9 protein-coding genes are annotated in these 13,538 nt (G+C 68.6%); 8 read left to right on the top strand and 1 reads right to left on the bottom strand.

What is annotated here, in order from left to right; translation table 11 throughout:
• Positions 1-28: 28 nt before the first annotated feature.
• Positions 29-229 (top strand): SlyX family protein, encoded by a 201-nt coding sequence (locus C5F44_RS04070; protein ID WP_107672235.1) that lies wholly within the window; start codon positions 29-31, stop codon positions 227-229.
• A 15-nt stretch (positions 230-244) separates the two neighbouring features.
• The gene (locus tag C5F44_RS04065; protein ID WP_107672234.1) at positions 245-1,300 is read left to right on the top strand and encodes an AbrB family transcriptional regulator; all 1,056 of its coding nucleotides are present in this window, start codon (positions 245-247) and stop codon (positions 1,298-1,300) included.
• A gap of 16 nt (positions 1,301-1,316) precedes the next feature.
• On the opposite strand, the gene dnaE is transcribed toward C5F44_RS04065, so the two are convergent.
• Complete coding sequence (gene dnaE / locus C5F44_RS04060) at positions 1,317-4,820, bottom strand: DNA polymerase III subunit alpha (protein WP_107672233.1); 3,504 nt, start codon at positions 4,818-4,820, stop codon at positions 1,317-1,319.
• 246 nt (positions 4,821-5,066) lie between these two features.
• Here dnaE and xdhA point away from each other — a divergent pair, with 246 nt between their 5' ends.
• Genes xdhA through C5F44_RS04030 form a run of 6 tightly spaced genes read left to right on the top strand, consistent with a single transcriptional unit; the run spans position 5,067 to position 13,500 of the window.
• Positions 5,067-6,473 carry a xanthine dehydrogenase small subunit gene (xdhA, locus tag C5F44_RS04055; RefSeq protein ID WP_107672232.1) on the top strand — a complete coding sequence of 469 codons (1,407 nt, stop codon included), beginning with the start codon at positions 5,067-5,069 and terminating at the stop codon, positions 6,471-6,473.
• Positions 6,470-8,815, top strand: a complete 2,346-nt coding sequence (xdhB, locus tag C5F44_RS04050; protein WP_107672231.1) for a xanthine dehydrogenase molybdopterin binding subunit — start codon at positions 6,470-6,472, stop codon at positions 8,813-8,815. The genes xdhA and xdhB overlap by 4 nt, the downstream gene beginning before the upstream one ends.
• Positions 8,808-9,770, top strand: a complete 963-nt coding sequence (gene xdhC / locus C5F44_RS04045) for a xanthine dehydrogenase accessory protein XdhC (protein ID WP_107672230.1) — start codon at positions 8,808-8,810, stop codon at positions 9,768-9,770. The genes xdhB and xdhC overlap by 8 nt, the downstream gene beginning before the upstream one ends.
• Positions 9,748-11,313, top strand: coding sequence for an ABC transporter ATP-binding protein (locus tag C5F44_RS04040; protein WP_107672229.1), 1,566 nt, complete (start codon positions 9,748-9,750; stop codon positions 11,311-11,313). Before xdhC ends, C5F44_RS04040 begins: the two co-directional genes overlap by 23 nt.
• On the top strand, positions 11,300-12,394 hold the full coding sequence (locus C5F44_RS04035) for an ABC transporter permease (RefSeq protein ID WP_107672228.1): 1,095 nt from the start codon (positions 11,300-11,302) through the stop codon (positions 12,392-12,394). The genes C5F44_RS04040 and C5F44_RS04035 overlap by 14 nt, the downstream gene beginning before the upstream one ends.
• On the top strand, positions 12,394-13,500 hold the full coding sequence (locus C5F44_RS04030) for an ABC transporter permease (RefSeq protein ID WP_107672432.1): 1,107 nt from the start codon (positions 12,394-12,396) through the stop codon (positions 13,498-13,500). The genes C5F44_RS04035 and C5F44_RS04030 overlap by 1 nt, the downstream gene beginning before the upstream one ends.
• The last annotated feature ends 38 nt before the right edge of the window (positions 13,501-13,538 follow it).

The following is a 13,538-nucleotide window of genomic DNA, read 5'->3' as shown; positions in this document are numbered from 1 at the left end:
GGGAACGGGGCGGCAAGCGGGGGCGGCAATGGACCGGATCGAGGCGCTGGAGGAACGGGTTGCGCATCTGATGCGGAGCGTGGACGACCTTTCGGACGTGGTGGCCCGGCAGGCGCGCGAGATCGAGGTGCTGTCGCGCCGCGCACAGATGCTGCTGGAGCGCGAGGCCGAACGCGAGGCGATGGCGGGCGAGGCGCCCGCCGCCAACGTGCGCCCGCCGCACTGGTAAGCCGGCCGGCGCGGGATGCAGATGTTCGGGGTGGATCTGGCCGCGCTGGCGGTGACGCTGGCGATTGGCGCCGTGGCGGGGGCGCTGGCCTGGGCGGCGGCGCTGCCGCTGGGGTTTCTGCTGGGGTCGCTGGTGGTGACGGCGGGGCTGGCGATTGCCGGGGCGCGGCCCTTCGGCAAGCCGGTCACGCTGCCGGCGCGGTTCCGGTTTTCCTTCGTGCCGGTGATCGGGGTGGCCATCGGCGGGGCCTTCACGCCGCAGGTTCTGGCACAGATGCCGGGCTGGGCGCCGTCGCTGCTGGCGGTGGCGGCCTTCGTGCCGCTGGTCATGGCGTCAAGCTTCACGATCAGCCGGCGGCTGGGGATCGGCCGGAAAGAGGCGCTGTTCGGCGCGGTGCCGGGCGGGCTGATCGAAAGCGTCACCATGGCCGAGGCGGCGGGCGCCGATGTGCGGGTGGTGATGGTGATGCAGTTCCTGCGGCTGATCCTGACCATCCTGACGGTGCCGCTGATCTTTCTGGTGCTGACCGGCCACGCGGTCGGATCGGCCTCGGGCGTGTCGCTGGCGGGGGGTGTGCCGTTGACCGCGCGGGATGCGGCGCTGCTGGTGCTGGCAGGCGCGGTGGGGGTGGCGGGCGCGCGGGCGCTGCGGCTGCCCGGCTGGATCATGACGGGGCCGCTGCTGGCTTCGGCCGCGGTGCATGGGGCGGGCTGGGTGCAGGGGGTGCCGCCGGGCTGGATGATCGCGGCGACGCAGGTGGTGCTGGGCACCGGCCTGGGCGCGCGGTTTGCCGGGATCGGGCGTGATCTGCTGTTGCGGGCGGGCAAGGCGGCGCTGGCCAATGCGGCGGCGTCGCTGGCCATCGCCTTCGGCTTCGCCACGGCCCTGCATGGCCTTACCGGAGAGCCGGTGGCGGCGGTGTTCCTGGCCTTTGCCCCCGGCGGGCTGGCCGAGATGAGCCTGATCGCGCTGAGCCTGCAGATGAGCGTGATCTATGTCACCGCGCATCATGTGGTGCGGATCGTGCTGGCGGTGGTGGTCTTGCAGGGGATGGCCCGGCGGCAAGGCTAGCGGCCGGACGCCGGGGTCAGATCTCTTCCACCAGAACCACGCCCTGCATGGCCTTGATCGCCCCGCGGATCTGCGGGGTGACAGGATAGGCCTGCGGCAGCGTCAGGTCGATCTCGCGCCCCTGAGCATCTGCGACGCAAAGGGTGATCTGCGCGCGGATCTTGCCTTCGACCTGGCCCAGCAGATTGGCGACCGATGTCACCGCCTCGGGGCGGTTGAGGTGGATGCGGATCGGGCGGGCACCGGCCTGATCGGCCACCGCGTCGATGGGCGCAACGGAATTGGCCAGCAGCTTCACCCCTTCGCCATCGGGGTCGGCGCGGACGGTCAGAACGACGTTCCGCCCCGGTTCCAGCAGATCGCGCGCCACTTCCAGCACGTCCGAGAACACCGTCACCTCGTAAAGCCCGGTCGGATCGGAGAGCGAGACGAAGGCGAAGCGGTTGCCCTTGGCGGATTTGCGTTCCTGCCGCGCGGCCACCGATCCGGCCAGCTTGGCCACCATAGGCGCCCCGCGCGCCATGACGGTTTGCGTCAGTTCCGCAAGGGTTTTCACATCCTTGCGCTTCAGGGCGGACATGTAGTCATCCAGCGGATGGCCCGACAGATAGAAGCCGATGGCAAGGTGTTCGTTCGACAGCCGTTCGACCGGCAGCCAGTCATCGCGCCAGGGCAGGCGCGGTTCGGGGATGTCTGACCCGGAATCGCCGAACAGGCTGACCTGGTTCGACGCCTGCGCCTCGTGGATGGCGGCGGAAAAGGCGACCAGCGGATCAAGCGCCTCGAACACGCGGGCGCGGTTCGGATCAAGCTGGTCGAAGGCCCCGGCGCGGGCCAGCATTTCCAGCGGGCGCTTGCCGATGCGCTTCAGATCGCAGCGGCGGGCAAAGTCGAACAGCGTGGCAAAGGGCTTGTCGCCGGCTTCGGTCCTGCGCGCCTCGACGATGAGGCGCATCGCGTCGACGCCGACGTTCTTGAGCGCGCCAAGGGCATAGATCACCCGGCCCTGCCCCGTGTCGAAGGTGGCAAGGCTGCGGTTGACGCAGGGCGGAACCACCTCGATCCCCAGCTTGTCCAGCTCGCGCTTGTAGACGGCCAGCTTGTCGGTGAGGTGAATATCGCAATTCATCACCCCGGCCATGAATTCGACCGGGTGGTTCGCCTTGAGCCAGCCGGTCTGGTAGCTGACCACGGCATAGGCGGCGGCGTGCGACTTGTTGAAACCGTAGTTGGCGAACTTTTCCAGAAGGTCGAACACCTCACCCGATTTCTTCGGGTCGATGCCGTGGGTTTTCGTGCAGCCCTCAATGAACTTGGGCCGTTCCTTGGCCATTTCCTCGGCGATCTTCTTGCCCATGGCGCGGCGCAGCAGGTCGGCGCCGCCCAGGCTGTAGCCGGCCATGACCTGGGCGATCTGCATCACCTGTTCCTGATAGACGATGATGCCCTGGGTTTCCTTGAGGATATGGTCGATGGTGGGGTGCAGCGGTTCGATTTCGCGCAGGCCGTTCTTGACCTCGCAATAGACCGGGATGTTCTCCATCGGGCCGGGACGATACAGCGCCACCAGCGCCACGATATCCTCGATGCAGGTGGGCTTCATCCGGCGCAGCGCATCCATCATGCCGCTGGATTCCACCTGGAACACGGCCACGGTGCGGGCGGCGGCGTAAAGGTCGTAAGTGGCCTTGTCGTCCAGCGGGATGTGGCCGATGTCGTTCTCGGCCCCCGGTTTCGGTTCGTAAAGCGTGCGGCCATCCTGGGCCACATGCAGCGGCCGGCCCGATTTCAGGATCAGCGCGATGGCGTTCTGGATGACGGTCAGGGTCTTCAGACCCAGAAAGTCGAACTTCACCAGACCGGCGGCCTCGACCCATTTCATGTTGAACTGGGTGGCCGGCATGTCGGAGCGCGGGTCCTGATAGAGCGGGACCAGCTCATCCAGCGGGCGGTCGCCGATCACCACGCCGGCGGCGTGGGTGCTGGCGTTGCGGTAAAGACCTTCGATCTTTTCGGCATAGTCCAGCAGGCGGCCGACCACTTCTTCCTTCGCCGCCTCGCGCAGCCGGGGTTCGTCGGCCAGTGCCTTGGTGATGGAGACGGGCTTCACCCCTTCCACCGGAATCATCTTGGACAGGCGGTCCACCTGGCCATAGGGCAGTTGCAGCACGCGGCCCACGTCGCGCACGGCGGCCTTGGACAGAAGCGCGCCGAAGGTGATGATCTGCGCCACCTTCTCGCGGCCATAGCGTTCCTGCACATAGCGGATCACCTCTTCGCGGCGGTCCATGCAGAAGTCGATGTCGAAGTCGGGCATCGAGACCCGCTCGGGGTTCAGGAAGCGTTCGAAAAGCAGCGCATAGCGCAGGGGATCAAGGTCGGTGATGGTCAGCGCATAGGCCACCAGCGAGCCCGCCCCCGACCCCCGGCCGGGGCCGACCGGGATGCCCTGCGCCTTGGCCCATTTGATGAAATCGGACACGATCAGGAAGTATCCGGGGAAGCCCATCTTCTCGATAATGTCGATTTCGAACTTCAGGCGGGCTTCATATTCTTCGCGCGGCGCGGCCATCGGAATGACGGCAAGGCGGCGGTCCAGCCCTTCCCAGGCCTGGCGGCGCAGCTCCTCGACCTCATCCTCGGCGAAGCGCGGCAGGATCGGCTTGCGCTTTGACGCCATGAAGGCACAGCGGCGGGCGATCTCGACCGTGTTTTCCAGCGCCTCGGGCAGATCGGCGAACAGGGCGCACATCTCGGCTTCGGACTTGAAATAGTGCTGCGGCGTCAGCTTGCGGCGCGGCTCCATCTGGTCGACATAGGCGCCTTCGGCGATGCAGATCAGCGCATCATGCGCCTGATACATCTTCGCCTCGGGGAAATAGACATCGTTGGTCGCAACCAGCGGCAGGCCCAGCTCATAAGCCAGTTCGACCTGCCCGCGTTCAGAGGTGGCCTCGGCGGCGGGCAGACGCCCGCCCTCGCCGGGGTGGCGCTGCAATTCGACATACAGGCGCTGCGGAAAGGCCGCGGCCAGCCGCGCCAGCAGGGCACGCGCCTTGGGCACCTGGCCGGCCTGCAGGAAACGGCCCAAGGGGCCATCGGGGCCGCCGGTCAGGCAGATCAGGCCGGCGGAATGGCGCTCCAGCTCTTCGGCCGTGACATGCGGCAACTGCCCGTCGCCCCGCAGGTAAAGGCAGGAGTTGAGCTTCATCAGGTTCATGTAGCCCGCTTCGGACTGCGCCAGCAGCACCAGCGGCGCGGGCAGGCGGGGCCGTTCGCCGGGCGCGGCCGGATCATGCGCCAGGCTGATCTGGCAGCCGACAATCGGTTGCAGCCCGGCATCCTTGGCATGGCTGGAAAACTCCAGCGCGCAGAACATGTTGTTGGTATCGGTCACCGCGATGGCGGGCATCTGCGCCGCCGCCGCCAGCTTGACCAGCTTCTTCACGGGCACCGCCCCTTCCAGAAGGCTGTGCTCGGTATGGGTGCGGAGGTGGATGAATCGGGGGGCGCCTGACATGGGGCGCAGGCTAACCCACCCGTCCGGGGGCGCAACCCCGCAGAACGGCCGCGCAGGGCGGCAGACCGGGATTGTCGCGCGAAACCTGAAGGTGCTTTCGCAACGGGCGGAAAGTTTCCGCTTGCCTTGACCAGCGCCCCCCGGCTTGATGAAAGCAATCAGAACAGGGGCGCGCGTCCCGCTTTACGCCGCATCGGGCGGTCGCGCACGGGGCCCCAAACGGGGAGAAGGCGGCGGACGAACGGAATGACCGGACACGGGTCTGGGATCGCGTTTCTGCTGAACGGAACGCCGGTCGAGCTGTCGGGTGCCAGCCCGACGCAGACGCTGCTGGACTGGCTGCGCGAAGAGCGCGGCCTGTGCGGCACCAAGGAAGGCTGCAACGAAGGCGACTGCGGCGCCTGCACGGTGATGGTCACCGATGCCTCGGGCAGCCATGCGCTTAACGCCTGCATCCTGTTCCTGCCGCAACTGCACGGCAAGGCGGTGCGCACGGTGGAAGGCATTGCCGGGCCGGACGGCGCGCTGCATCCGGTGCAGGAGGCGATGGTCACGCATCACGGGTCGCAATGCGGCTTCTGCACGCCGGGCTTCGTGGTCTCGATGGCCACGGCGCATCTGAACGGCGACCGGGCGCATGATGACGTGCTGGCGGGAAACCTGTGCCGCTGCACCGGCTATGCCCCCATCATCCGCGCGGCCGAAGCCGCCGAAGCCGCCCCGGTGCCGGACTGGATGAAAACCGATGCGGGCTTCCTATTGGCCGAAATACCCCGGGGGTCCGGGGGCAGCGCCCCCGGCTTGTGCCGCCCCGCGACCACGGACGACCTGGCCGATTGGTATATCGCCCACCCCGAGGCGACGCTGATCGCCGGGGCAACCGACGTGGGCCTGTGGGTGACCAAGCAGTTGCGCGACCTGTCGCCGGTGGCCTTTCTGGGCGGGATCGAAGACCTGAAGCGGATCGCGCCGCAGGGCGACACCATCCGCATCGGCGCGGGCGTCACGGTCGAGGCGCTGCGGCAGGCGATGGCCGGGCCGCATCCGGCGCTGGCCGAAATGCTGCGCCGCTTTGCCAGCCTTCAGGTGCGCAATGCCGCCACCATCGGCGGCAATATCGCCAATGGCAGCCCCATCGGCGACGGGCCGCCCGCGCTGATCGCGCTGGGCGCCACGCTGCACCTGCGCCGGGGCGAGGTCCGCCGCAGCCTGCCGCTGGAAGCCTTCTTCCTGGACTATCGCAAGCAGGACCGGCAGCCCGGCGAATTCGTCGAGGCGGTGACGATCCCGGCCCAGGCGCCGGCGCTGCGGATCTACAAGCTGTCGAAACGCTTTGATCAGGACATCAGCGCCGTCTGCGGGGGGTTCAACGTGACGGTGCAGGACGGGCGGGTGACCGGGGCCCGCATCGCCTTTGGCGGCATGGCGGGGATTCCGAAACGCGCCGCGGCGGCCGAGGCGGCGCTGGCCGGGCAGGCCTGGACCGAGGACACGGTGCGCGCGGCCATGGCGGCGATGGACGCCGACTTCACGCCGCTGAGCGACATGCGCGCCAGTGCCGACTATCGCCGGCGCACGGCGCAGGCGATGCTGCTGCGCTATTTCCATGATCTGGCCGGGCGGCCGGTGTCGGTGCTGGAGGTGGGCGCATGAGCCTTGGCAAACCCCTGCCCCATGACAGTGCGCCCCTGCATGTAACCGGGCAGGCCCGCTATCTGGACGATGTTCCGCTGCCGGCGGGCACGCTGCATCTGGCCTTTGGCCTGTCAACGGTGGCGCATGGCACGATCACCGCGCTGGACCTGTCGGCGGTGCGGGCGGCGCCGGGCGTGGTGGCCGTGCTGTCGGCGGACGACCTGCCCGAGATGCCGGATTGCAGCCCCTCGGTCCATGACGAGCCGCTGCTGGCGGTGGGGCGGGTGCATTACGTTGGCCAGCCGGTGTTTCTGGTGGTGGCGACCAGCCATCTGGCGGCGCGCAAGGCGGCGCGTCTGGGCAAGGTGAGCTATGCCGAACTGCCGGCGCTGCTGACAGTAGAGGACGCGCTGGCGGCGAACAGCCGGTTCGAGCAGGGCCCCATCGTCTGGGCGCGCGGCGATGCGGCGGCCGCGATCGCCGGCGCCGCGCATGTGGTGGAGGGCGAGTTCCCGGTTGGCGGGCAGGAGCATTTCTATCTGGAAGGCCAGATCGCCGCGGCGATCCCGCAGGAGGATGGCGTTCACATCCTGTCCTCGACCCAACATCCCAGCGAGATTCAGCACAAGGTTGCCCATGCGCTGCACCTGCCGATGGCGGCGGTGCGGGTGGAAACCCGGCGGATGGGCGGCGGGTTCGGCGGCAAGGAAAGCCAGGGCAATGCGCTGGCCATTGCCTGCGCGGTGGCGGCGCGGCGCCTGGGCCGGCCCTGCAAGATGCGCTATGACCGCGACGACGACATGGTGATCACCGGCAAGCGCCATGACCTGAAGATCCGCTACCGGGCCGGTTTCGATGACGTGGGCCGGGTGACGGGGATCGAGTTCACCCATCTGTTCCGCTGCGGCTGGAGCCAGGACCTGAGCCTGCCGGTGGCCGACCGTGCCATGCTGCATGCCGACAACTGCTATTGGCTGCCGGCGATCCGCATCGAGAGCCACCGGCTGCGCACCCATACGCAAAGCGCCACCGCCTATCGCGGCTTTGGCGGGCCGCAGGGCATGATCGGCATCGAGCGGGTGATGGACCATGTGGCCTTTGCGCTGGGCCGCGACCCGCTGGAGGTGCGCCGGGCCAATTTCTACCGCGATGCGGATGCCGCCGGGGGCGCTTCGCCCTCCGGCCCCCCCGAGGATATTTCCGGACAGATGAAAGGGGTTCAGACAACGCCCTATCTGATGCCGGTGGAAGATTTCATCGGGCAGGCGCTGGTGGCCGAGTTGGAGAAATCGAGCAATTATCAGGCGCGGAAGGCGGAGATTGCCGATTGGAACCGGACAAATCCGATCCTGAAGCGCGGGATCGCGCTGACGCCGGTGAAGTTCGGGATTTCCTTCACCCTGACCTGGCTGAACCAGGCGGGCGCGCTGGTGCATGTCTATCAGGATGGCAGCATCCACCTGAACCACGGCGGCACAGAGATGGGCCAGGGCCTGAACCAGAAGGTGGCGCAGGTGGTGGCCGCAGTCTTCGGGGTTGAGACGGGGGCGGTGAAGATCACCGCGACCGACACGTCGAAAGTGCCGAACACCAGCGCCACGGCGGCCAGTTCGGGCAGCGACCTGAACGGCATGGCGGCGCAGGTGGCGGCCGAAACGATCCGCGGGCGGATGGCCGCGTTTCTGGCCGACCGGCATCAGGCGACGGCCGCGGAGGTGCAGTTCCAGGCGGGCCGGGTGCAGGTGGCAGGCGCCGATTACAGCTTTGCCGAACTGGCGCAGGCCGCCTATCAGGCGCGCATCTCGCTGTCCTCCACCGGCTATTACGCGACGCCAAAGATCACCTGGGACCGGGTGAAGGGCGAGGGGCGGCCGTTCTTCTATTTCGCCTATGGCGCGGCGGTGACCGAGGTGGTGATCGACCGGCTGACCGGCGAGAACCGCATCCTGCGGGCGGATCTGCTGCATGACACCGGCAATCCGCTGAACCCGGCGCTGGACATCGGCCAGATCGAGGGCGCCTATGTGCAGGGTGCGGGCTGGCTGACCACGGAAGAGCTGGTCTGGGATGGCAAGGGGCGGCTGGCGACCCATGCCCCCAGCACCTACAAGATTCCGGCCTGTTCGGACCGGCCGCGCATCTTCAACGTGGCGCTGTGGAACCGGCCGAACCGCGAAGAGGCGGTCGGCAGGTCGAAGGCGGTGGGCGAGCCGCCCTTCATGCTGGGCATTTCGGCCTTTTATGCGCTGTCCGATGCGGTGGCGGCCTGCGGCGACGGAACCATCTACCCCGACCTGCGCGCCCCGGCCACGGCCGAGGCGGTGCTGGCGGCGGTGCGGCGGGTCGAGCGCGATGTTTGACCTGGGCGCCCTGCAGGCGGCGGTGGCCGCCGAAGGGCGGGTGGCCCGTGTGGTGATTGCAGCGCATGACGGATCTTCCCCGCGCGAGGTGGGGGCGGCGATGCTGGTGTGGCGGGGCGGGCAATCGGGCACCATCGGCGGCGGGGCGCTGGAATGGGAAGCGGTGCAGCGCGCCCGGGCGGCGCTTGACGGGCAGGACCGGCTGGACAAGGTGCCGCTGGGCCCGGCGCTGGGGCAGTGCTGCGGTGGCGCGGTGCTGTTGCTGACCGAGGTCTGGGACAGCGCGCGGCTGGCCGGCGTGACGGGGGATGCGGTCGTGCGCCCGATGCCGGGCACGGCGGGGGAGATGCCGCTGAAGGTGGCCAACCGGCTGCGCCGGGCGCGCAACGGCGAGGCGCCGCTGGTGACCGAGCAGGTTCAGGGCTGGATGATCGAACCGCTGGCCCGCCCCGGCCGCGAGGTCTGGATCTGGGGCGCGGGCCATGTGGGCCGGGCGCTGGTGGCGGTGCTGGCCCCCCTGCCCGGCCTGCGGCTGACCTGGGTGGACATCGCGCCGGAGCGGTTTCCCGACACGGTGCCCGAGGGCGTGACGGTGCTGCCCGCGCCGGCGCCCGAGTCGCTGGTGGTCTATGCGCCGCAGGGGGCCGAGCATCTGATCGTGACCTTTTCACATGCGCTGGATCTGGAACTGTGCCATCGCTTGCTGGGCCATGGCTTTGCCCGGGCGGGGGTGATCGGGTCTGCCACCAAATGGGCGCGGTTCCGGTCGCGGCTGGCGGGGTTGGGCCATTCGGCTGCCCAAATCGCGCGCATCGACTGCCCGATCGGCGATACCGGCCTTGGCAAGCATCCGCAGGCCATTGCGATTGGCGTCGCGGTGGCGATGATCAGGGCGGGACAACGAAAAGAAACCTGGGGGACGGGACGGGGGAATGACAGGGACGCAGCCGGCTGACAGCGCGGAGACGACCGCAAGACCCGAGCTTTTGCGGGTGGAGGGGATCACCAAGGCCTATCCGGGCGTGGTGGCCAACAGCGATGTGTCCTTCACGATCCGCGAGGGCGAGGTCCATGCGCTGCTGGGCGAGAACGGCGCCGGCAAGTCGACCATGGTCAAGATGATCTTCGGTCTGGTGCGCCCCGACAGCGGACGGATGACCCTGCGCGGCAAGCCCTATGCCCCGGCCAAGCCGGCCGAGGCGCGGCGGCTGGGCGTGGGCATGGTATTCCAGCATTTCAGCCTGTTCGAGGCGCTGAACGTGGCCGAGAACGTGGCGCTGGGCATGGAAAACCCGCCGCCGATGCGCGAACTGGCCGCCCGCATCCGCGCCGTGAGCGAGGAATACGGCCTGCCGCTGGACCCCGCCCGCATGGTGGGCGACCTGTCGGCGGGGGAACGCCAGCGGGTCGAGATCATCCGCTGCCTGCTGCAAGACCCGAAACTTCTGATCATGGACGAACCCACCAGCGTGCTGACGCCGCAGGAGGTGGAGATCCTGTTCAAGACGCTGCGCCAGTTGTCGCGCGAGGGGACGGCGATCCTGTATATCAGCCACAAGCTGGAAGAGATCCGGTCGCTGTGCGACACGGCCACCATCCTGCGGCGGGGCCGCGTGGTGGCGACCTGCACTCCGCGCGATCGCACGGCGCGCGAAATGGCGGAACTGATGGTGGGCAGCAGCCTGCAGCCGCCCGAACGCAGCCGCGGCGAAAAGGGGCCGGTGGCGCTGGGGGTCAGCGACCTGTCGGTCGCCTCGCCCATTCCGTTCGGCACCTCGCTGAAGGCGGTGTCCTTCACGGTGGCGCGCGGCGAGGTGCTGGGCATTGCCGGGGTGGCGGGCAACGGGCAGGACGAATTGCTGCTGGCACTGTCGGGCGAGCTGAAATCCGACGCCGACCGGGTGCGGATCGACAGCCACGCGGCGGGCCATCTGGGCCCGTCCGAACGGCGCAAGGCCGGGCTGGTGGCCGCGCCCGAGGACCGCTACGGCCATGCCGCGGCGCCGGACATGAGCCTGGTGGAAAACGCGCTTCTGTCGGGGGCGGTGCGCAAGGGGCTGACGCGGGCGGGCTTCATCGACTGGGCCGCGACCAAGGCTTTTGCCGAAGAGATCATCACCGCCTATGACGTGCGCACGCCGGGGCCGGATGTGGCGGCGCGGGCGCTGTCGGGCGGCAACCTGCAGAAATTCCTGATGGGGCGCGAGCTGATGCAGGGCGCCAGCGTGATCGTGATCAACCAGCCGACCTGGGGCGTGGATGCGGCGGCGGCGGCGGCGATCCGGCAGTCGATCCTGGACCGCGCGGCGGAAGGGGCGGCGGTGGTGGTGATCAGCCAGGATCTGGACGAGCTGCTGGAGGTGGCCGACAGCTTTGCCGTGCTGAACGAGGGACGGCTGACCCGGCCCCGCAGCACCGACGGGCTGACCATGGAGGAGATCGGCCTGATGATGGGCGGCGCGCATGGCATGGAGGTGGCGCATCATGCTGAGGCTTGAGAAGCGCCCGACGCCCAGCCGGTTCTGGCTTTACGCGACGCCGGTGGTGGCCGTGGTGCTGACGATGATCGTCGGCGGCATCCTGTTCGCGCTGATGGGCAAGAACCCGTTCGAGGTGATCCGAACCATCTTCTGGGACCCGGTGTTCGGCGAGTTCGCCTTTTACCTGCGCGGCCAGCTTCTGGTGAAGGCGGGACCGCTGATCCTGATCGCCATCGGGCTGGCGCTGGGGTTCCGGGCGGGCATCTGGAACATCGGGGCCGAGGGGCAATACATCATGGGCGCCGTGGTCGGGGCCTCGGTCGGGCTGGCGGTGTTTCCCACCGACAACCGGCTGATCTTTCCGGTGATGGTGCTGGCGGGCGCCTTCGGCGGCTGGGCCTGGGCGATGATCCCGGCCATCCTGAAGACGCGGTTCAACACCAACGAAATCCTTGTGTCGCTGATGCTGGTCTATGTGGCGCAGACCATTCTGGCCAAGGCGGCGACCGGGTTTCTGAAGAACCCCGAAGGGATGGGTTTTCCGGGCAGCCGCAATTTCAGCAGCTATCCGGCGGCGGCAAACCCTGAACTGATTGCGGGCAGCGGGCTGCACTGGGGCGGCGTGACCGCGCTGGTGACGGCGGTGCTGGCCTATATCCTGCTGAGCCGGCACATTGCCGGATACCAGATCAAGCTGGCCGGACAGGCGCCGCGCGCGGCGCGGTTCCACGGGGTCAGCCCGACGCGGCTGGTCATGCTGTGCATGGGCCTGTCGGGCGCGCTGGCCGGGCTGGCGGGCCTGTTCGAGGTGACGGGCCCGGCGGGGCAGATCAGCATCGACTTCAACACGGGCTACGGGTTCACGGCGATCATCGTGGCCTTCCTGGGCCGGCTGAACCCGCTGGGCATCGTGCTGGCGGGGTTCCTGATGGCGCTGACCTATGTGGGCGGCGAGATGGCCTCGACCAACCTGGGCCTGCCGGCGGCGGCGATCCAGGTGTTCCAGGGGATGCTGCTGTTCTTCCTGCTGGCCGTGGACGTGCTGACCAACTACCGCTTCCGCCTGGGCGCGGGTGCCGCAAGCGCAGGAGCGAAGTGATGGATTTCGGCGGTATCAATCCGGTCATCCTGATCGCGGGCCTGATGGCCACGGCGGTACCGATCCTGCTGGCGGCGCTGGGCGAAACGGTGGTCGAGCGGTCGGGCGTGCTGAACCTGGGCGTCGAGGGGATGATGGTGATCGGCGCGCTGGGCGGCTTTGTGACCGCCGTGCACACCGGCAGCCCGGCGCTGGGCTTTCTGGGAGGGGCGGTCGCGGGCGCGCTGCTGAGCCTGATCTTTGCCGCGCTGACGCAGGTGTTCCTGGCCAATCAGGTGGCAACCGGGCTGGCGCTGACGCTGTTCGGGCTGGGGGTCAGTTCGCTGGGCGGACAGGGTTACAACGGGATCAAGCCGCCGCATACGCCGGGCCTGCTGCCCGAGGCGCTGGCGGGTATCCCGGTGGCCGGGCCCATCCTGTTTGGCCATGACTGGGTGGTGTATTTCTCGATCGCGATGACGGCGCTGGTGTGGTGGGTGCTGAAGGCCACCCGGATCGGGCTGATCATCCGCGCGGTGGGCGAAAGCCACGACTCGGCCCATGCGCTGGGCTACAAGGTGAACCGCATCCGCCTGCTGTGCATCCTGTTCGGCGGGGCGATGGCGGGCATCGGCGGCGCCTATGTCAGCCTGGCCCGGGTGCCGCAATGGGTGGACGGCATCACCGCCGGCGCCGGCTGGATCGCGCTGGCGATCGTGGTCTTTGCAAGCTGGCGGCCCTGGCGCGTGCTGGCCGGTGCCTATTTCTTCGGCGGAATCGGGGCGCTTCAGTTGAATGTGCAGGTCTCGGGCGGGATTCCGCTTGGCATCCTGGGCCTGATCGCGCTGGTCTGCGGTGCCATCCTGGCGGTGGGGCTGCTGCGGCGATCCACGCCGGAACGGCCGCAGATGCACCCGGCCGCCGTGGCGGTGCTGGCAGTGCCGCCGCTGGTCTGGGTGGTGGGGCTTGCCATGGGGGTAACGCAGATCAAGGTGCCGGTCGAATACTTGTCCATGGCCCCCTTTGTGCTAACCATCGTGGTGCTGGTCATCATGTCCTCGGGGCGCGGCAAGGCGGCGACGGGCGCGCCGGCCAGCCTGGGACAGAACTTTCACGCCTCGCGCTGACATCAGGGCGGGGACTTACTTCGCGGGGCCGATCAAGG

The organism is Fuscovulum blasticum DSM 2131, from assembly GCF_003034965.1.
GTDB classification, from domain to species: domain Bacteria; phylum Pseudomonadota; class Alphaproteobacteria; order Rhodobacterales; family Rhodobacteraceae; genus Pseudogemmobacter; species Pseudogemmobacter blasticus.
The sequence above is the reverse complement of the archived record's forward strand: the minus strand, read 5'-3'. Positions and strand labels throughout refer to the sequence as shown.